The organism is Marisediminitalea lipolytica (genome assembly GCF_001758465.1).
In the GTDB taxonomy this organism is placed as follows: domain Bacteria; phylum Pseudomonadota; class Gammaproteobacteria; order Enterobacterales; family Alteromonadaceae; genus Alteromonas; species Alteromonas lipolytica.
This window is the reverse complement of record NZ_MJIC01000006.1, coordinates 120,726-140,390: the sequence shown is the minus strand read 5'-3', so window position 1 is coordinate 140,390 and position 19,665 is coordinate 120,726. Positions and strand designations below refer to the sequence as shown.

Annotated in this window: 22 protein-coding genes; 13 read left to right on the top strand and 9 right to left on the bottom strand. The window is 48.5% G+C overall.

The window, feature by feature from the left end; translation table 11 throughout:
* Nucleotides 1-8: 8 nt before the first annotated feature.
* The 5 genes from BFC17_RS23000 to BFC17_RS03550 all read right to left on the bottom strand — a co-directional run bounded on the left by BFC17_RS23000 (nt 9) and on the right by BFC17_RS03550 (nt 3,721).
* Nucleotides 9-407: an amidohydrolase family protein gene (locus BFC17_RS23000; RefSeq protein WP_308421434.1), complete on the bottom strand. Its 399-nt coding sequence runs from the start codon at nt 405-407 to the stop codon at nt 9-11.
* Between the two features lie 17 nt (nt 408-424).
* Nucleotides 425-1,129 (bottom strand): N-acetylglucosamine-6-phosphate deacetylase, encoded by a 705-nt coding sequence (locus BFC17_RS22995; RefSeq protein WP_308421433.1) that lies wholly within the window; start codon nt 1,127-1,129, stop codon nt 425-427.
* Nucleotides 1,126-2,121, bottom strand: a complete 996-nt coding sequence (nagB-II, locus tag BFC17_RS03560; protein ID WP_070175088.1) for a glucosamine-6-phosphate deaminase NagB-II — start codon at nt 2,119-2,121, stop codon at nt 1,126-1,128. Before nagB-II ends, BFC17_RS22995 begins: the two co-directional genes overlap by 4 nt.
* Nucleotides 2,122-2,264: 143 nt before the next feature.
* The gene (locus BFC17_RS03555; RefSeq protein WP_070175087.1) at nt 2,265-3,059 is read right to left on the bottom strand and encodes a DUF2189 domain-containing protein; all 795 of its coding nucleotides are present in this window, start codon (nt 3,057-3,059) and stop codon (nt 2,265-2,267) included.
* Nucleotides 3,060-3,247: 188 nt separating this feature from the next.
* The gene (locus BFC17_RS03550; protein ID WP_070175086.1) at nt 3,248-3,721 is read right to left on the bottom strand and encodes a hypothetical protein; all 474 of its coding nucleotides are present in this window, start codon (nt 3,719-3,721) and stop codon (nt 3,248-3,250) included.
* Nucleotides 3,722-3,929: 208 nt separating this feature from the next.
* On the opposite strand from BFC17_RS03550, the gene BFC17_RS03545 reads away from it, so the two are divergent.
* The 4 genes from BFC17_RS03545 to BFC17_RS03530 all read left to right on the top strand — a co-directional run bounded on the left by BFC17_RS03545 (nt 3,930) and on the right by BFC17_RS03530 (nt 8,471).
* Complete coding sequence (locus tag BFC17_RS03545; RefSeq protein WP_070175085.1) at nt 3,930-5,156, top strand: pyridoxal phosphate-dependent aminotransferase; 1,227 nt, start codon at nt 3,930-3,932, stop codon at nt 5,154-5,156.
* Nucleotides 5,156-5,761 carry a 5'-deoxynucleotidase gene (gene yfbR / locus BFC17_RS03540; RefSeq protein WP_083271557.1) on the top strand — a complete coding sequence of 202 codons (606 nt, stop codon included), beginning with the start codon at nt 5,156-5,158 and terminating at the stop codon, nt 5,759-5,761. Before BFC17_RS03545 ends, yfbR begins: the two co-directional genes overlap by 1 nt.
* Before the next feature lie 16 nt (nt 5,762-5,777).
* Nucleotides 5,778-7,145 carry an anti-phage deoxyguanosine triphosphatase gene (locus BFC17_RS03535; protein ID WP_083271556.1) on the top strand — a complete coding sequence of 456 codons (1,368 nt, stop codon included), beginning with the start codon at nt 5,778-5,780 and terminating at the stop codon, nt 7,143-7,145.
* A gap of 75 nt (nt 7,146-7,220) precedes the next feature.
* Nucleotides 7,221-8,471, top strand: coding sequence for a DEAD/DEAH box helicase (locus BFC17_RS03530; protein ID WP_070175084.1), 1,251 nt, complete (start codon nt 7,221-7,223; stop codon nt 8,469-8,471).
* A 41-nt stretch (nt 8,472-8,512) separates the two neighbouring features.
* On the opposite strand, the gene BFC17_RS03525 is transcribed toward BFC17_RS03530, so the two are convergent.
* Nucleotides 8,513-8,866 carry a hypothetical protein gene (locus tag BFC17_RS03525; RefSeq protein WP_070175083.1) on the bottom strand — a complete coding sequence of 118 codons (354 nt, stop codon included), beginning with the start codon at nt 8,864-8,866 and terminating at the stop codon, nt 8,513-8,515.
* A gap of 197 nt (nt 8,867-9,063) precedes the next feature.
* On the opposite strand from BFC17_RS03525, the gene msrP reads away from it, so the two are divergent.
* The 3 genes from msrP (at nt 9,064) to BFC17_RS03510 (ending at nt 11,339) form a co-directional block, all read left to right on the top strand.
* On the top strand, nt 9,064-10,059 hold the full coding sequence (msrP, locus tag BFC17_RS03520) for a protein-methionine-sulfoxide reductase catalytic subunit MsrP (protein WP_070175082.1): 996 nt from the start codon (nt 9,064-9,066) through the stop codon (nt 10,057-10,059).
* A gap of 6 nt (nt 10,060-10,065) precedes the next feature.
* Nucleotides 10,066-10,695 (top strand): protein-methionine-sulfoxide reductase heme-binding subunit MsrQ, encoded by a 630-nt coding sequence (locus tag BFC17_RS03515; protein ID WP_070175081.1) that lies wholly within the window; start codon nt 10,066-10,068, stop codon nt 10,693-10,695.
* A 224-nt stretch (nt 10,696-10,919) separates the two neighbouring features.
* Nucleotides 10,920-11,339, top strand: a complete 420-nt coding sequence (locus BFC17_RS03510) for a hypothetical protein (RefSeq protein WP_070175080.1) — start codon at nt 10,920-10,922, stop codon at nt 11,337-11,339.
* Here BFC17_RS03510 and BFC17_RS03505 read toward each other — a convergent pair.
* Nucleotides 11,311-11,775 (bottom strand): GNAT family N-acetyltransferase, encoded by a 465-nt coding sequence (locus BFC17_RS03505; protein WP_070175079.1) that lies wholly within the window; start codon nt 11,773-11,775, stop codon nt 11,311-11,313. The two genes, BFC17_RS03510 and BFC17_RS03505, sit on opposite strands and share 29 nt — an antisense overlap.
* Nucleotides 11,768-12,163 (bottom strand): rhodanese-like domain-containing protein, encoded by a 396-nt coding sequence (locus BFC17_RS03500; protein ID WP_070175078.1) that lies wholly within the window; start codon nt 12,161-12,163, stop codon nt 11,768-11,770. The genes BFC17_RS03505 and BFC17_RS03500 overlap by 8 nt, the downstream gene beginning before the upstream one ends.
* Before the next feature lie 97 nt (nt 12,164-12,260).
* Between BFC17_RS03500 and BFC17_RS03495 the strand changes: the two genes are divergently transcribed.
* Complete coding sequence (locus tag BFC17_RS03495) at nt 12,261-13,223, top strand: helix-turn-helix domain-containing protein (protein ID WP_217494008.1); 963 nt, start codon at nt 12,261-12,263, stop codon at nt 13,221-13,223.
* A 5-nt stretch (nt 13,224-13,228) separates the two neighbouring features.
* On the opposite strand, the gene BFC17_RS22495 is transcribed toward BFC17_RS03495, so the two are convergent.
* Nucleotides 13,229-13,402, bottom strand: coding sequence for a hypothetical protein (locus BFC17_RS22495; protein WP_175439522.1), 174 nt, complete (start codon nt 13,400-13,402; stop codon nt 13,229-13,231).
* Between the two features lie 219 nt (nt 13,403-13,621).
* On the opposite strand from BFC17_RS22495, the gene BFC17_RS03490 reads away from it, so the two are divergent.
* The 5 genes from BFC17_RS03490 (at nt 13,622) to BFC17_RS03470 (ending at nt 19,625) form a co-directional block, all read left to right on the top strand.
* Nucleotides 13,622-15,751 carry a marine proteobacterial sortase target protein gene (locus BFC17_RS03490; protein ID WP_070175076.1) on the top strand — a complete coding sequence of 710 codons (2,130 nt, stop codon included), beginning with the start codon at nt 13,622-13,624 and terminating at the stop codon, nt 15,749-15,751.
* Nucleotides 15,732-16,355 (top strand): class GN sortase, encoded by a 624-nt coding sequence (locus BFC17_RS03485; protein WP_229681076.1) that lies wholly within the window; start codon nt 15,732-15,734, stop codon nt 16,353-16,355. The genes BFC17_RS03490 and BFC17_RS03485 overlap by 20 nt, the downstream gene beginning before the upstream one ends.
* 271 nt (nt 16,356-16,626) lie before the next feature.
* The gene (locus BFC17_RS03480; protein ID WP_070175075.1) at nt 16,627-16,983 is read left to right on the top strand and encodes a hypothetical protein; all 357 of its coding nucleotides are present in this window, start codon (nt 16,627-16,629) and stop codon (nt 16,981-16,983) included.
* Nucleotides 16,984-17,035: 52 nt separating this feature from the next.
* On the top strand, nt 17,036-17,521 hold the full coding sequence (locus BFC17_RS03475; RefSeq protein WP_070175074.1) for a YchJ family protein: 486 nt from the start codon (nt 17,036-17,038) through the stop codon (nt 17,519-17,521).
* 271 nt (nt 17,522-17,792) lie between these two features.
* On the top strand, nt 17,793-19,625 hold the full coding sequence (locus tag BFC17_RS03470; RefSeq protein WP_070175073.1) for a M2 family metallopeptidase: 1,833 nt from the start codon (nt 17,793-17,795) through the stop codon (nt 19,623-19,625).
* The last annotated feature ends 40 nt before the right edge of the window (nt 19,626-19,665 follow it).

The following is a 19,665-nucleotide window of genomic DNA, read 5'->3' as shown; positions in this document are numbered from 1 at the left end:
GCAATCCTTTACTTCAGGGCAACAGGCTCGCCCTGTTGCCATAAATGGGTAATCTTATAGTCGGCTGACAAGGTTAGTAAATTGGCGGTTTTGCCTGGTTCAATACTCCCCAGGCTATCAGTCACCCCCAAAGCAGCCGCAGGTGTAGCAGACGCCATAGTAATGGCGTCCTCAAGGCTAACCTCACAGAGTTCAACTGCATTTTTTACTGCATCCAGCATGGTTAAACAGGAACCCGCCAGCGTACCATCAGGAGTGGTGAGTTTGTTGTGGTCCCGCCGGATCACCGTATCAAAAAACGGCATTGATGTGGCATCAGACGCAGCCAGCGCCATAGCATCAGTAACCAGACAAATCTTATTAACCCCTTTAGCCTGAATAGCCACTTTACAAGCCACCGGGTCCACATGGTACCCATCGATTATCAGAAACTCTGCGCAGACGCCATGGCACAGCCAACCATACCCGGCGCTCTTGATGTCAGCGGTGACATAGCATTATACAAGTGAGTAAAACCCGTAGCGCCCGCAGCCAGCGCCGCTTGTACATGTTCGGCATTGGCATTGGAATGGCCCAGAAACACAATGACGCCCGCCTCCACCAGCTGCTTTATACTGGCCGGGCTAACGGTCTCGGGCGCAACAGTGGCAATCACCCGCCCTAAACTTTCGTCACACAGCAACGCCAACTCTTCGGGCGTGGGTTGACGCACAAAATCGGCGCTGTGAACGCCTTTTTTTGCAAGGCTGAGCCAGGGCCCTTCAAAATGGACGCCTAAGATTGCCGGGTCAGACCGACGAGCAACACGAATAGCATCGGCAGCCTGTTGCATCACCGCAAAACTATCGGTGATCAGGGTTGGCAGTATGCCGGTACTGCCATACTGCTGATGAGCATGAACAATGGCCTGCACACCAGTTACCGTTGGCGTTTGATTAAATAATATGCCTCCGCCACCATTGACCTGAATATCGATAAAGCCGGGCACAGTCATGCCGGCAATGGTTTTATCAATGTCTGTAGGGTTGGTGACCTCGCCAATGGAATCGATAAGGCCCTCTTTAAGGGTGACAACCACATCATGTTGCCATCCTGATGGCGTTAACAACTGTTCACAACGAAGTTTCATTCGGTTTCCGTTACTTTTTTGAGGCCCGGCGGGGAATCTGGATCAAGATTAAAGGATTGTGCCACATTCTCGATGTCGAGGTAACAGCGCTGCATAACCAACAAAGGATACATGCGAGGATGGGTGTCTGTGGTCACGTCAATGTTGATAACACGGGCACCACGACGGCGGATTTCCTGCATCTGCTGTTGATGAACAGCATGACTTTCGTCTTCTATAACGATGTTTAACACAGTGAGAGAATGTGCCACCAGGGTCACAGGCCCGTGCAAAAACTCAGCAGAGCTGAAAGCTTCGGCATGAATACCAAGTACCTCTTTTAATTTCAGCGCCAGTTCCAGCGCAATCGCATAACCCAGCCCACGCCCCAGGACCATACAATTGGTAACGCCCCGGAATTCCTCCGCGCTGATTACAGCGGGGTGAAATTGCGCCTCTTTTAACGTCTCCGGCAAATGAGAAACCGCCGTCAGAAGTGCATGATTCTGAGACCACAATGCGGTGAGCTGGCCAAGCGCGGTTAAGCTGGCAAGGTAACTTTTGGTTGCCGCCACGGCTTTTTCCGGGCCAGCGTGGAGGGGTAACACTTTATCAACAGCCTTAGCCAGCGGTGAATCCGCATCGTTAACTATTGCCAGACACAACGCACCGCCCGCCTTTGCCAGTTTTGCCTGATTAACAATGTCCGGACTTTGCCCGGATTGCGAAATAAGTATCACCAGGCAATCAGTTAAGGCCAGCGTTCGCTTATAGATCCCACCAACCGAAGGTGCCGCCAGTAACACCGGAATGCCCAGCTCAATTTCGAACAGGTATTTGGCAAACATCCCGGCGTGATCAGAGGTACCCCGCCCTACCATCATAATGGCTGACGGAGCCTGACGGCGAAACTGCGCGGCCAGCGACATACTTTGCTGCAGGTTGGCAGAGAGTTGGGTGGCAACGACCTCAGGGGTTTGAAGCGCTTCCATTGCCATTAAACTTTTATTCATAATTTAAATCTGCAATCTGACAATAATGGAATAAAGTATTCCTGATTAATGCCATTATAAGCAGGTAACATTGATGAAGAAAAGAAAAATTAGCCGGGCAAGAAGCCCGGCCGGATGGTCAGATTTAGTCAGCGGTGACTCAGTTACACAAAATCACGCTCACGCTTGGTTTCTATTGCATCAATATAGCCATGCCAGGAGGCGTAGCCCAGTAAAGGCATGAGCACAATAAATCCTATAAAGCCGGTAACAAAGCCAATAGCCACCACCGAAAAGATAATGCCAGCCCAGATAAACATTGGCACTTTATTAACCCACACGGCGTTAATACTGGTCATCACCGCTGTGGCCAAATCAACTTTACGCTCCAGCAGAATAGGCTGGGTAAAAGCGGTTATAAAAAACATTCCCACACAAAACACTGCGCCAACTCCCGTGCCCAGCATCAAAAACGGCATCAGACTTTCCAGGCTTTCTATCTGATGCTGGGGGTAAAGCGCATGGATCAACGATGCGACCCGTAACCAGAAAATCATCAGCACCATGAGCAAAATACCAAAGCCCCACTCATTTACTGCGTTTCTGCGAATGGCGCCAAGGGAATGAGACAGTGTGGGCTTGTGCCCTTTTTCATGCTCCCAACTAATGTCATAAAGACCAGCTGCCAGAAATGGTCCAATCAGCATAAAGCACACAATGGACGGTAAAATGATCAGGTGCCAGCCGGTCATCGCGACCAGATAGGAAATAAACCACGGAATAGCAGCAAAGATGACGCCATAAAATACAGACAGTAGCGGGGTTCTGAGCAAGTCCTGCAAACCCAGCGATAACCATTTTAGCGGATCGCCGGCATCCAGTTCTTTACAGGGTATAACGCGGGCAATGCCACTGTCAGTAATGGCATTATGGGGTGTTTCTTTAAAGTGTTGTGACATAAATTCACTTCCCTCAGTAATTACGGTTGTGCGCAAACCGGGGAAAACTCAGTTCATCCACGAGACAGCCAATTTTCTTAGCGAATTGGTGTTTTACCTTTGGAATTTTCCCCATCGTCCCTTATACGATAGATCCAATTATAAAAGTTCACAATTTATTAACAATAAAAGAATTCGTTCCCTGCAGTTTAGGCAGTTATTTGTGCTGGCTGCCAGAACAGTCGGCAGGCAAAGAAACGGCTCAGGGCCAGATTAAAATCGTAGAAGCTACTAACCCTGTTGGAATAACCCGTCACACACTGAAAAGTAAAACGATGGCAGTTATTTTGCCAGGGATCGTATTCGATATAGTTAAATATCCGGGCAATAGCACGTGAATGGGTTTGATCTGCTATCAGTGGCTGTAAATTTTTATCACACAGCACATAGATTTGTTCGCCACTGCGCTGGGCTAAAAAACGCTGTGGTGATACCGCTTTAACCAAACCACTACCATGAAGTTCTACTATGTGATTATCTACCCAGATCCCGGTGTGCTCGAATACCCCATAAATACCGCAGCACACAATTGCGCCGTCCAGCGGCTCAACTCGGACCGCACTTTCCCCCGGATAATGTTCGACATTGGCACTATGACCGTCAACCGCAGCAGCGTATTTCATAGACGTAACCACCTGCACAAAGAATGCTCTGATTAACCTGTTTATACTCCTGAAAGGACTATTTAAAGTTATAGTGGTACTAATTTTTCTGTTCAAGGGACTTTTTGTAACAGTTTATGCAATATATTTGATATAAAGCGAAAAATTTGCTTAACAGCCTGGGCCCCTATGCGATACCCTGAAAGCCCCGTAATTTAAGTAGTTTAAGATGAAACCGGTACACAGCTCGCACAAATTAGATAACGTTTGTTATGACATTCGCGGTCCTATTGCCGCACAAGCTAAAAAAATGGAGGATGAGGGACATCGCATTCTCAAACTGAACATTGGCAACCCTGCCCCGTTTGGTTTTGATGCCCCGGACGATATTCTCAAAGACGTTATTCACCACCTGCCTACTTCACAAGGCTATTCTGACTCTACCGGTATCTACGCAGCCCGTGTGGCTGTTATGCAGTATTATCAGCAGAAAAACATTCGCAACATCGGGGTCGACGACGTCTTTATTGGCAACGGCGTGAGCGAGATGATCATGATCGCCATGCAGGCCTTATTAAACACAGGCGACGAAGTACTGCTACCGAGCCCGGATTATCCGTTGTGGACAGCGGCAGTCAGCCTGTCATCAGGTACGCCGGTCCATTACCGCTGTGATGAACAAAATGGCTGGTTCCCGGATATTGATGATATCAAAAGCAAGATCACTAAAAAGACCAAAGCGATCGTGCTGATTAATCCGAATAACCCGACCGGTGCGGTCTACAGTAAAGAATTACTCCAACAGGTTGTGGATATCGCCCGTGAACATGATTTAGTGGTGTATTCTGACGAAATCTACGACAAGATTTTATATGACGACGCCGAGCATACCTGCATTGCTTCGCTGGCAGATGATGTGTTTTTTGTAACTTTCAGTGGCTTGTCTAAAAACTACCGCGTAGCAGGCTTCCGTGCTGGCTGGCTGGTGATTTCTGGTAATAAGCGTGTTGCCAAACACTACATTGAAGGTCTTAACATCCTGTGTTCCATGCGGATGTGTGCCAACGTGCCCTGCCAGAGTGCTATTCAAACAGCGTTAGGCGGTTATCAGAGCATTAATGATTTAGTCAAACCCGGCGGCCGCTTAAAGCTGCAACGGGATCTCGCTGCACGTCGCCTTAACGAAATCGATGGCATTAGTTGCGTCGCGCCAAATGGTGCCATGTACTGCTTTGCCAAAGTGGATGCCGAGAAGTTTAATATTGCCAATGATGAACAGATGATCCTCGACCTGTTAAACAGCGAAAAGATCCTGCTGGTGCATGGCAGTGCATTTAACTTAAAAGAAGGGATCTACTTCCGTCTGGTGTTCCTGCCGCACAGTGACATTCTGGCACCGGCACTGGATCGTATTGAAAACTTCTTTAACGGCTACCGTCAAAAAGGTAAAAAGTAATGGCTGATAACAGCCATTTCTTTGCTCACCTGGCCAGGATGAAACTCATTCATCGCTGGCCACTGATGCACAATGTACGTATTGAAAACGTGCAGGAGCACAGTCTGCAGGTAGCAATGGTGGCCCATGCTTTAGCGCTGATCCGCAATCGCTTTTTTGCCGGCCAGTTAAATCCCGAGCGGATTGCCACGCTGGCCATGTTTCACGATGTTTCTGAAGTCCTTACCGGCGATCTGCCAACCCCGGTTAAGTACTACAACCCGGCCATCAAGGACGAATACAAAAAAATTGAGAAAATCGCCGAACAAAAGCTGATTGATATGGCGCCAGAGGCATTTCGTCAGGATTATGCCGAGTTGATCAGCAGTCACTATCACAGTGAGGATGAGGCCTTTATTGTTAAGGCAGCCGACGTCATTTGTGCTTATCTTAAAACGCTGGAAGAAATCAGTGCCGGTAACCGCGAATTTACCCTGGCCAAAAAGCGTCTGGATAAAATGCTCAAAGATTACCATTCAGAAGAAGTGGACTATTTTCTTAAGCAGTACGTGCCGAGTTTTTCACTGAGCCTTGATGAAATAACCCAGGAAGAGCACGGCGAATAATCAGGAGCCTGACCTAATGCCAACCACGCCCGACGACTTTAGCGACGACAGCAACTGGCAAACACAGTGGTGGCAGCGTCGTCTGCCGCGCACTCAGGCTCGCGACGGCGACCACCGTTCGCCTTTTCAACGGGATAAGGCACGGGTACTTCATTCAGCCGCGTTTCGCCGCTTACAGGCAAAAACCCAGGTACTGGGCGTTGGCCTGAGTGATTTTTACCGCACCCGACTCACCCACTCGCTGGAAGCTGCTCAGATCGGCACCGGGATAACCGCCCAGTTACAGGGCAAGTTTCCCCGCTTAACAGAATATGTCAGTCTGGATCCTTACCTGATAGAAACCCTTTGTCTGGCCCATGACATTGGTCATCCGCCCTTTGGTCACGGCGGTGAAATTGCGCTGCACTACATGATGCATGAACATGGCGGCTTTGAAGGCAATGGCCAGACCTTTCGCATAGTAACGCGTCTTGAACCTTACACCGCCGAACACGGCATGAACCTGAGCCGTCGCAGTGTTTTGGGGCTGGTTAAATACCCTAATTTTATTGACACACTGACCAATAAGGCCATGATGCCGACAGAGAAAACCAGCATGCGGCGGGTAAAAGCCGAACAATGGCACCCGCCTAAAGGGCTGTTTCGTTGTGATGAAAACCTGTTTGACTGGTTACTGGATCCACTGCCACCACAAGAACGTGATGCCTTTATGGCTTTCGATACATTAGACGCAAAGCACAGTAAAACCCGGCATAAATCCTTTGATTGCAGCGTCATGGAGCTGGCCGATGATATTGCCTATGGCATCCACGATCTGGAAGATGCCATTGTTATGGGCATGGTCAAACGCCCTGAGTTTATCGAAGAGCTGGCAACACCACTGCAAGACCTGCAAGTGCCGTGGCTATCGGGTGCTATCAGTGAACTTGGCGATCGCTTGTTCAGCCTGGAACAATACGAACGCAAAAACGCCATTGGCGCGCTGGTCAATTGTTTCATCACGGCAATTCTTATCCAGGAAAACCCGTTATTTACCCATCCGCTGCTGCGTTATCAGGCCGTATTACCTCATCATCACAGCGAAGCCCTTGCGCTGTTTAAACAGTTTGTTTATCGCAAGGTGATCCGCAAGCCGGAAGTTCAGTTGCTGGAATACAAAGGTCAGCAGGTGGTAATGGAACTGTTTGAGGCATTCAGCTCAGATCCTACCCGTCTGCTGCCAGAAAATACCCGTAGCCGCTGGTTACAGGCTGAAGAACAAAACAATGGCCATCGTGTTATTGCTGATTACATTTCAGGCATGACAGACGAATTTGCTGCCCGGCTTTACTCCAATATGTTTGTGCCCAAACGTGGCGGCGTGCTGGACACGCTTTCACTTTAACTCAACGCTGACTCAGCAAAGGGACGTTTCGGTGCTACAATAGCGCCGTTTCTATTCACCACGCGGTACTTGTTTATGACATTCTCCTCTTTGGGCCTGCATCCGGACTTACTGGCAGTTCTTGATAGCCTGGACTACAACACCCCCACTCCAGTCCAACAGGCAGCCATACCCGAAGTTCTGGCTGGCCACGATGTCATGGCCGGCGCGCAAACAGGAACCGGGAAAACCGCAGCTTTTGCGCTACCGCTGATTCAACACCTTATCACCACTGAGCTATCGCCTCGCGCTATACAGGTGCTGGTACTCACGCCAACCCGGGAGCTGGCGCAACAGGTACACCAAAGTTTTGTAAAATACAGTGCAGGACTGGGGATCAATACGGTAGTGGCTTACGGTGGTGCCAGTATTAATCCGCAAATCGAGGCCCTGAATGCCGGCTGTGACATTCTGGTTGCTACACCGGGGCGCTTGTTAGAACTGGCTTTTAAGTCGCTAATCGACCTCAATCAAATAAAAACCCTGGTGCTTGATGAAGCGGATCGCATGCTCGACATGGGATTTATTATTGATATAAAACGCATCCTGAAACAGTTACCCCAATCACACCAAACCCTGTTCTTCTCGGCGACCTTTAACGATGAGGTTTTTGCATTAAGTAAAACACTGCTTAATCAACCTAAACTCATAGAGGTAGCAGAACGAAACGCCACAGCCAGTCAGATTGAGCAGCGTTTTTATGAAGTAAATAACCCTCAAAAAGCGGCGCTCACCGCCTATTTAATTGGTGCGAAAAACTGGCGACAGGTGTTAATTTTTACCCGTACCAAACAGGCCGTGGATGAGCTGTGCAAAGAACTGGAAAAAGATGGCATCAGCGCCGCGCCGGTGCATGGTGATAAATCCCAGGGAGCCAGAGAGCGTGGACTGGAGGCGTTTAAAACTAATCAGGTTCGTGCGCTGGTTGCAACCGATGTCGCCGCCCGGGGGCTGGACATCGAACAGCTCCAGTGTGTGATAAATTATGAGCTGCCCTATAACGCCGAAGACTATATTCATCGGGTTGGCCGCACCGGCCGGGCCGGTCATGCCGGGCTTGCCGTATCTCTGGTTTCTGCCAAGGAAAAGTATCTGCTCGAAGATATCGAAAAACTGACTGGCGAACATTTTATGTTGCAATGGGAACCCGGTTTTGAACCTCATCTGACGGCGCCGGAACCCACCAGTAATACAAAGCGCAAACCGTCCAAAAAAAGCCTTCGGGCAAAAGCACTGGGTCAGCATGACGGCCCGAAAAGAAAATCCGCCAGGTCACGCAGACGTTAACTTTCTGCGTGATGGAGATAGCTGCTTTGCTGTGATTTGGCTTAGCGTATTACGGTAAAATGCACCAGCGCTTCCAGCGTGACCTTGCCAATCACAATGAAATCCTTAGCCATGGCAACCGGCGTATCAGCCAGGGAACGTTTGAATTCGTCGGTTTTCTGGGCCAGTGACTTTTCGACATAACAGGCTTTGTTTAGTCCGTCAGAGGTGTATTCCGCCTCTTCACAGTAATAATTAACGCCGCTTTCTTTTAATACCGGCTCCGGATCCACGCCTTCAGTCACCACATAAACGTACTCGGAAGGTTTGTAGTTTGACCAGGCCTCCTGAGTGGAGGTGCACGAAGCAAGCAAAAACAACCCCGACAAAACAACACTACCCTTTGCCACAACCATGTGAAATTATCCTTACCCTGATGATGTAATGCATTGTCGGAAAGCCCGGGCTCTGGTATGCCTTCTTTCTGACCCGTTCAGTCATAGTACGAAATAATCATCAAAAATCAACTAATGCCAGTAGTGTTGAAATTTTTTTGTGCTTTATCTGGTCTTAATTCGTAACCAGTGAAAATACCTAAAACAAGCAAAGGCTTATGACCAAGCAATTTAAACCTTCCCAAACCTTCAAAAGCAGCGACATTACTGACGAATCAGTGTTTGCTGCAAGACGCAGTTTACTTAAGTCCATGGGTTTTTTGGGCGCTGGTGCGCTGCTGAGTAATTCGGCCTCTGCGGGCTGGTTTAGCAAGGATAAGCCTGCTTTTACAGCCAAAACCTTAGAATTTACCCGCAACGACACGCTGTCTACCGACGAGAGCATGACGCCCTATGCCAAAGTAACCTCATACAATAACTTTTATGAGTTTGGTACCGGCAAGGATGATCCCGTCGAAAACGCTCAGTCGTTTAAGGTTGACCCTTGGTCACTTAAAATTGACGGCATGGTTCGCAAGCCCATAACACTGAGTTACGACGATATTTTGCAGCGATTTGCTTTGGAAGAGCGGGTGTATCGCCTGCGCTGTGTGGAAGCCTGGTCGATGGTAATCCCCTGGCTCGGCTTTGAGCTTAATAAACTCATTAGTTTTGCCGAGCCGCTGGGTTCGGCTAAGTATGTGGCATTTAAAACCCTGTTCGATCCCAAACAAATGCCCGGCCAGCGAAATCCGTTTATTGGCGGAGGAATTGAGTATCCTTATGTGGAAGGTTTGCGACTGGACGAAGCCATGCATCCGCTAACATTAATGTCTGTGGGTGTTTACGGTAAAACGCTGCCGCCACAAAACGGCGCGCCAATCCGCCTGGTTGTGCCATGGAAATACGGTTTTAAGAGTATAAAATCCGTTGTCAGTATTACCCTGACCGATCGCGAGCCACCAACCACCTGGAATCGCCTGGCCGCCCATGAATATGGCTTTTATGCGAACGTTAATCCGGATGTGGCCCATCCCCGCTGGAGTCAGGCCAGCGAACGCAGAATTACCGAGGGCGGGCTGTTTTCGCAAAACCGAATAGCTACCGAAAAATTTAACGGTTATCACGAAGTGGCACCGCTGTACACCAACATGGATCTCACCCGGTATTACTAAATCATCATGACGTTGTTGAGCAAACCACTCAAGCTTTCTCTCTGGCAGCTGCGCGGGGTTAAAGTGGCACTACACGGGGTTATTTTAGCCTGGTTGCTGGTAACTTTTTATGCCGGAATTAACGACAACCTCGGCGCGGACCCGGTGAAGGCACTGATTCATTTTACCGGTATTGGTGCCCTTAATTTATTGCTGCTGACATTACTGATAAGCCCTGCCGCGCGTTACCTTCCCGCCCCGGCCCTAATGCGCCTCAGACGTATGCTGGGGGTGTACGTGTTTGTGTATGCGTTTGTCCATTTGCTAACGTATATCAGCTTCGAGCTGCAGTTTGACTGGTCTTTAGTGGTCAGTGAAATTATTAAACGCCCCTATATTACAGTGGGAATGGCGGCTTTGTTGCTGTTGCTGGCACTCACGATGACCTCACCCAACAGAGTCCGTCAGCAGCTGGGCAAGCGCTGGCAATCACTGCATAACACCGTTTACATAGCCCTGCTTCTGGCGCTGTTACACTTTAGCTGGTCACGGAAAACCGGCTTACAGGAACCGCTGATTTACTGGGGGTTAGCGTTGATTATTTTACTGCCCCGGTTACAAAATTTTAGGACCAGACGCGGTAAACGTAAAAACTAAGCTGCGCCTGCGCCCGCCTGAGAGAATTTTTATTTACCTTAAGGATGATTCCAAGTAACTAGAAAATAACAACAAAGCTTGATTTATGCGCAAATCGCTGCAATATTAAACGGGCAACAAGGATTTTGTGTTACTTCTTTTCTTTGCTTCATGGAACGAATGATGACTCACTCTTTTTATTTTCTTCTGAGTTCAGATGTTGCCTGTAATCGCTGGAGAGTCCAATGTCTCTGAAAGTGATATTGTTTGCTGGCGCCGCTATCGCTACTTTACTCTGGGCTTATCAAATATCTTCACCACGGATCAGCTTATCTAACAGCTCAGATCATAAACTTATCGAAGCCACTATTAGCTTAGCGAAAGAACAGCTGAAGTTTGGCGAATTACAAAACGGCGAAGACAAAGAATTATCGTATTCTTTACTGCCGGGCGAAGGTGAATATACCTATCGTTTCGAACTTAGCGATCATTCCGTCCTAAGCGGCAAATGCGGCCATTTTACCAACTTTGAAATAAGTAAACGCGTGATCTTTTTGGTAAGTGATAAACAGGTTATTGCCCAGGATATCCATGGTAAGCCTATGGTCTGTGATAGCTTACATGTCTCGCGCCCCGCTAGGCAGGTGGAACACGCAGCGACATAATCCGCCATTCATCCTCTAATTGCGCACCACAGCGCTGATAAAAGCGTTGCGCATTGTGATTTTGCGTTAACACTTCCCATTTTATTTTGTGCCCACCTTTGCTTGCGCATAGGTGGCGAGCCTGGGCAAAAAGCGCCTGACCAACGCCCCTGTTACGAGCATTCGCACAAACGAATAATTCTTTGATCACCAGCCAGGGCGATAAGTCATAGGTAAAGGGTAAGTAGTAGTAAGCCAGATAACCCACGATGGCATCAGCAGAATCTGCTACCACGATGCCTGTGTCGTTATTTTGCTCAATGATGGTTCGCAACGAAGACGCCGTCACCTTAAACTGATGGCGGTATCCTTCAAACTCTGCCAGTTTGTGCATCAAGGGCAGAACCGCAGCGATATCCCGCGTTTCCGCCGACCTGATAATTACTTTATTAGTCATGAGCAAGTTCGAAACCTTCGTCCAGCCAACCAGTTACGCCGCCAATCATTTTTTTAACCGGACGACCTAATCTGGCCAGTCGTATTGCCGCTTTTTCTGTAGCATTACAGTGTGGACCTGCGCAATAAACCACAAAAATAGTCTCCGCAGGATATTCACTCAGCGCCTGTTGATTAATTTTTGCATGAGGTAAAAACGTGGCACCAGCAATATACCCTTGTCTGGCAACCTCTTCCGCGCGCACATCCAGCAACACAAAGTCCATGAGATCATGATTGATTGCGTAGTGTACGTCCCAGCAGTCAGTTTCAAATCTGAGTAATTGCTGAAAATGAGCCAGTGCTTCGTTGCTGTCTGCCGGTGCCGGGCGAATAACGTTTGAATACATATTGAAATCCTCTGGTTAATGTCAGACTTATTATTGACACTTATTGCTCTGGCCAAAACTGTCTAAATTGACTATTATCGATAACATATGGACATTTATGCGTGAGACGATGATTAAGGTAACCATCCTCCTTTGCGAGCAGCTATCCTTGTTTGAACTAGGCTGTGCAACTGAACTCTTTGCGTTACCCAGGCCGGAATTTTCCGACTGGTACACTACGCAAACGGTTACCCTCGGTAGTAATAACTTTGCTGGTTTGGGTAACACGCAGTTTCAGTGTCCACGGGTCACCACCCTGCCTGATACCGATCTATTAGTGATTCCAAGCTTTCCGGTAACACAATCCACTGTCAGTCAGGAACTGGCTAGCGAGGTGCTCAGGCACTATCACAATGGTGGAAGAATTATTAGTTTTTGCTCCGGCGCCTTTTTACTGGCTGCCTTAGGATTGCTAAACCAACGGACAGCTATTACCCACTGGCGCTATGCGGAGCAGTTTAAAGCCCGGTTTCCGCACGTTAGCTACCGCGATGATAATCTGTACTGGTACGACGGGAAAATTGGCTGTTCTGCGGGCAGTGCCGCGGCAATTGATCTGGGAATAGCGGTTATCCGCGAAGATTTTGGTTATGAGTATGCCAATACCGTGGCCCGCAGAATGGTACTCCCGGCTCACCGGGACGGTGGTCAATCGCAGTTTGTGCAGCGGCCTCTCGGGCAAAAAAGTTCTGCATTGTCACAGGTTATGGATTGGGCTGTTAAAAATGCTGGCCCGGGCCTGACGATTGACCAAATAGCATCAAAGGCAAATATGACCCGTCGCACATTTGACCGTCAGTTTATCCGGCAATTTAAAATAACCCCGCATCAATGGTTGTGTGAACGTAAACTTGAGATTGCCCGACAATTACTGGAAACCACGTCGTTGCCAATCGAACAGATCGCCGGTCGTGCAGGTTTTGATAATGCTGTTACACTGCGGCATAATTTTAAAAAATTTCTGTCAATCTCACCGAGCCGCTATCGTCAGACATTTCAACAATGTCAGGACACTGGTTGAAGTCACTAATCTTCGGACTTTGCTTTCTGCCATTTAAACACACCAAACCAAAAGCTGATTTCAAGCACCACACCCAGTGCCAAAAATAACAGAGCGCCGCTTTGAAACCCGACCTGATAAAACCCTAAGGCTCCCAGAAGTAACACGGCTAACAGACTAACTCGTTTAAATGTGGACATGTGAAATCCCGCTTTTAAATTTACTTTATTGGTTGATTTAAGCCGGGTGCAGCATTTAGCGCAAGTCCCAGGATGTAACAGCTTGTGACTGGATTTAGCTAATCTCCGTTAAGTTGCCATGATTCGCCATAGTTGGTAATAAAAACACCATAGTTGATGCAGTGAGGTGACATGTTTTGCTGATTGAATGACCTTATCATTTAACCAGCCAGTCAGCTCATGTACCCAAAACGCATTCCGAAACACCTGATCTTTGACCCACAACCCAGACGCAAATCCAGAGCCTGGCTTTGGTGGCTGGTCATTCTCATAGTGACGATAGCCGCCACCCTTTTAAGCCTGGTTGCCAGAGCAGATGAATCTGCCATGGTTCAGGCCGGGCAATTTCGCTTAACATCAGCTTCAGGCCAGGCAATCCACGCTGTGCATCTGGCAACCGAGGTTTCTGCTATCATTAACGGACTGGTTGTTACCACAGAGTATGTGCAGCACTTTCGCAATGCATCCGACATTTGGGCAGAAGGCACCTATGTGTTTCCCCTGCCGATGACGGCAGCTATTCAGCAAATGGAAATGCAAATTGGCGAACGCCGCATCAGCGGCGAAATCAAAGAACGAAAAGCCGCACAGGTCCTGTATAACCAGGCTAAATCAGCCGGACAGCGAGCCGCGCTGACAATGCAACAACGGGACAATCTGTTTACACAAAAAGTGGCTAACATTGCCCCGCATCAGAGCATAAAGGTTACCTTAACCTTTATCGACAGAGTCAGTTACCAGGACGGCCTGTTTGAGTGGCGTTTACCTACCACGCTCACTCCAAGATATATTCCAGGCGTTTCTTTACTCCCCCAGGAAGTGCCACACAGCAATGATCCAACCCTGACTACTAATCAATCGGGCTGGGCCATGGCCACTGATCAGGTGCCGGACGCCGAACTTATTACGCCGCCGATGACTGACTCCAACTTAAGTGACGGGCCGCAAAATCCATTGCAACTTTCTGTCACCCTGCAAGCGGGGATGGAACTGGCAGCAATAAAGGGCCTTTACCATGAACTGGCGGTGCAACAAACGCCACAGCACTATGAGCTTAGTTTTGCCCGCAAACAGGAAGAAATGAACCGGGATGTGGTTATTCAGTGGCAGCCCGTAGCGGCCAACGTGCCTCGCGCTGCGCTGTTTCAGCAAACCCAGGATAATGAGACCTATGCCATGCTGATGATGATCCCCCCCACAGCACAGGTAAAACAGCCCCTGGCCAAAGACATCCTGTTTGTGATCGATATTTCAGGTTCTATGCAAGGTAAATCGATTATTCAGGCTAAAGCCAGCCTGGCTGAGGCCATTGAACAGCTAGCGCCAGATGATCGTTTTAATATTATTGCATTTAATGATGAGTTCAACCTGTTTAATGACCGTGTGGTAGCCGCAAACAGTGACATTAAGCCCGTCGCCCAACACTGGGTAGCCTCGTTACAAGCAGATGGTGGCACAGAGATGTATCCGGCGATGCAAGCCGCGTATGACCAGCTTCGGGCGACAGAGCGATTACAACAAATTGTATTTATAACCGATGGTGCTATTGGAAACGAAGCAGCGCTGTTTGACCTGATTACGGCCACCGGTCACGACGCCAGATTGTTTACCGTTGGCATTGGCAGCGCGCCAAATGCTTTCTTTATGCGTAAGGCGGCGCAATTAGGCCGCGGCAGTTTTGAGTTGATTGGTTCAACCAACGAAGTACAGCAAAGAATAACGCGCCTGCTGGCTAAATTAAATCATGTCGTCGCCACTAACATTCAGATTGGCTGGCCACTCACTGCTGAAGCCTATCCAGCCAAACCGGCCGATTTGTTTTATAACGAAGCCCTGGTCTCCTTTGCTAAACTACCTCAGCCGATTGAGCAGTTACCGGTACAGGGCGACAAGGCCGATAAGCACTGGCAAACTACAATTAATGGAGCCAGTACAACCGCAGCCACAGCAATAGGCTCCCTGTGGGCCCGGCACAAAATTATCGAACTCGAAGATCAGGGCAGAACAGGCTCTCTGGATAAAGACACCGTACGCAATCTAGTGCTTGGAGTCGCACTGGAACATCGCTTATTAACCCGCTATACCGCTTTTATCGCCATTGACAGCTCCCCTGCCCGCCCCATCAAGTCGCCGTTAAGAAGCCAGTCGATTGCTAACGTTATGCCCGCCGGCTCTGCCCAGCAGGCAGTTATGTTTGCCCAAACCGCCAGTACGGCAACGCTGAGCTTTTGGCTCGGGTTACTGGGCTGTTCGCTACTGGGTGTGCTAAGCCTGCATAAAGGAAAAGCCGGTGCATCAGCAGGCAGCTAAACTTTGCTCCGTTAGCAATGCAACTCGCTCTGCACTGCTAAAACGACTCACAATGATTGGGTTACTGGTTTTGATAACCCTGTGCTGGGGGAATACGCTGTGGATAAAAAGCAAAGCACTGCTGGCACAGTACTTAATTGCCAGCGCCTGGCAGCAGAGTCTGCACAGCGGCCAAAACACTAAGCCCTGGGCCTGGGCTGACACCTGGCCAGTTGCCAGGCTGGATTTTACCAGCCTGCAAAAACAGTTATATGTGTTGGCCGGCAGTACTGATACTGCGCTGGCGTTCGGTCCGGGACTCGCAGATGGTACTGCACTTCCCGAGGCGCCCGGCACCATGGTTATTCATGGCCACCGTGATACTCACTTCAGCCTCCTCGCCGACCTGCACCCTGGCGACAAATTTGCGTTGCAAAGCCGATCAGGAAAGTGGCTAAACTATGAAGTGACATCGACAAACGTTATTGATACCCGAACAACGCAATGGCTTATTAACCCTGCTCAGGACCAGCTGTTATTGATAACCTGCTATCCCTTTGATGGGCTGAACACCAACCCTCCCTTACGCTACGTTGTTACGGCTCGATTGGCTGAATCACGCTGAAGATTTTGTGAGGAAAGAATACCAGTCCCTAAATCCCTACCTGCGTAACTCACTTATACATAGACAAAAAAACCATCAGTACCCCCTTGCTGTAGAGCCTGTATTACAAGGAATTATTGCTTATCGTCTTAGCAAGAATCGCAAAAAAAGCACAAGCGATAGTTGGCTGTTACCCATATCGTTTAAAAAAGTAGCAAAAAAGACTTGCAAGTTGTTTTACATACAACTACTGTATACACATACACACTGTATGGAAAAACAGGACAAAGAAATGACGACTGCAATTACTTATCAATCCGACAGTAACATCGTTCAGTTTCCTCAGCGTATAGCCAGAAATGCAGGGGCTAACAAAGGCTGGTCTTATTTGTTGTCAAATTCGGTGGCATTTCAGAAGGATGTAGATTATGCAATCCGTATTCAAAAACCTGATCAGGAAAAAGTACCTGCATGGATCCGGCGGTTAATTACCAGCGGTCAGTGTCGCTCTATTTATGTAGAAGATTTAGTGCTGACGCCAGAAGAAAGAGTGTCGATTAAACAGTTGTGCGAACAATATGCAGTTTCTCTGGTAGCAGTGTCAGTTAACGACAAAGACGCCGGTAATATTTTACAAGGGCCTTGGTAATCGGTTTAACAATACGTACACTACGGGCTGAGTTAATTACCCTGGTAAAGCTGTGAACTGTTACTGTTGTAGCAATAAGCCCTATAGCGAGTGTTGCGAACCTAAACATAAAGCGTTAGTTGTTTCAGAATCGGCAGAGGCGCTGATGCGCTCCCGCTACAGTGCCTATTGTACAGGTGACTGGCGTTACATTTTAAACACCTACGCTAAGGCTCAACGGGAAACCCTGACGGAAGATGCCTTACGAGAAAGCGCAGCAGGTACAAAATGGCTATACCTGGCCATTGTTACACAATCAAACTCATCCTCTCCCCAGCCGGGCTTACAAGCTCAGGTCGAATTTAAAGCCTTTTATGCACTCAAACATAAACTTTACCTGATGCATGAAACCAGTGACTTTGTTGTAGAAGACAATGAGTGGCGATATACCACAGGCGTAATGCACCCCGACACCGACATCGTTAAAGTTGGTCGCAACGACGCCTGCTTTTGCCATAGTGGTAAAAAATTTAAGCAGTGCTGCTTAAAACGAATCTAGTTAAGGCTGCCAGAAACTAATAAGCCAGGTTACACCAGGCATCACCGGAACCCGCTAAGGAAACCGTTTTCGCTACAGCAGCAATTATTTGTTTTACATCACACCACTCAGCTTAAAACGCCCTTATCTATTGGCATTACAGCGCTTTGTGATTACAGTGGTTATCGGGATAAATACCTGATCGTGCCTGCTGGTAATGTCAGCACGAATGATAACAACAAGGATATTGCAGCAGCTTGCTGAAATAAGTCCGACTAACGAGAGAAACAAAATGAAAAAGACCCGTCTTTCTTTAGTTTCACTGGGATTAATCGCAGCGTTGACAGGTTGTCAGCCCGCCCAGGAAACGTCCCAGGAAACCACCCAACCAGGCCCAATGTTCACAGCAGAAGATGCGGCTACCTTTGTAGAATCGTCGCAACGTGAAATAGAAAAAATGCAGGTGCCGGCGGCTAAAGCGGCCTGGTTATATGCCACCAATATTAATACCGATACAGCAACGGTAAATGCTTATATTTCGGAACTCTTTGCGAATCGCGTTGCAGAGCTGGCCAAACAGGCTGCAGAATTTAACGACGTGGAAGTTGATGCAGACTTGCGCCGAAAACTGGATCTAATTCGAAATGCGCTCACCATGCCGCCTCCGGCTAACCCAATGAAATCTGAGCGCCTGGCCTTCATTAGTTCAGAACTGGACGGCATGTATGGCAAAGGCTCCTATTGCCGTGAAGAGGAAGACTGTATAGGTCTGGTTGACATGAGCGCGCAAATGGCCACATCAAGGGATGCCGATTTACTGCTTGAATACTGGCAGGGTTGGCGCGAAGTAGCTAAACCTATGAAAGGTCTGTATGCCGAACAGGTTGAAATTGCTAACGAAGGGGCTGCGGAGCTGGGTTTCGCTAACGTAAGTGAATTATGGCGCAGCAAATACGACATGCCAGCGGATGATTTTCCGGTAGAGCTGGACAGATTATGGAATCAGGTTAAACCGCTTTATGACGCCCTTCATTGCCATGTAAGAGCCGAGCTTGGTGAATATTATGGCGAAGATATCGTACCTCAGGACAAACCGATCCCGGCTCACCTGTTGGGTAATATGTGGGCGCAAAGCTGGGGCAACATTTACGATCTGGTCAAGCCTGAGCAAGAAATGGATGTGCCTGATGTCACCGCAGCACTGCGCGATCAGGACTACGATGAAATAAAAATGGTAAAGCAGGCTGAGTCATTTTTTTCCTCGCTGGGGTTTAAACAACTCCCCGAGACATTCTGGGAGCGCTCACAGTTTAGTAAACCGGCCGACCGTGACGTGCAATGCCATGCATCGGCATGGAATGTTGACGATAAAGATGACCTGCGCATTAAAATGTGTATCCAGATTACCGGCGAAGAGTTTAATGTTATTCACCACGAACTGGGGCATAACTATTATCAGCGTGCTTACAATACCGAACCCCTGCTGTATCGAAACTCAGCTAACGACGGTTTCCACGAAGCCATCGGCGACACCATCGCGTTATCCATTACGCCAAAATACCTCAAGGAAATTGGCTTAATTGACGACATTCCGGATCCATCCAACGATATCGGCATGTTGTTACAAACGGCGCTGGACAAAATTGCTTTTATTCCCTTTGGCTTAATGGTTGATCAGTGGCGCTGGAAAGTGATGGCTGGTGAAGTAACCCCCGAACAGTATAATGAGCTGTGGTGGCAACTTCGGGAGCAGTACCAGGGCGTAATGGCACCGGTAGCAAGGGATGCTGATGCCTTCGACCCGGGCGCTAAATACCATGTTCCGGCTAACGTACCTTATACCCGCTACTTCCTGGCGCATATTCTGCAATTCCAGTTTCACAAAGCGTTGTGTGAAGTGGCTGGCGATCAGGGGCCATTACACCGCTGCTCTATTTATGGCAGTGAGGAAGCCGGTAAAGCGCTTAACGCAATGCTGGAAATGGGTCAGAGTCAGCCCTGGCAACAAGCTCTTAAAACCCTCACCGGCACTGAGCAGATGGATGCCAGTACTATTGTGAATTACTTCCAGCCGTTAAAGACCTGGCTGGATGAGCAAAATAAAGGCCGCCAGTGCGGCTGGTAAGTCAGTCGACCAGACAAAGCATTTACTGGTAACAATAAAA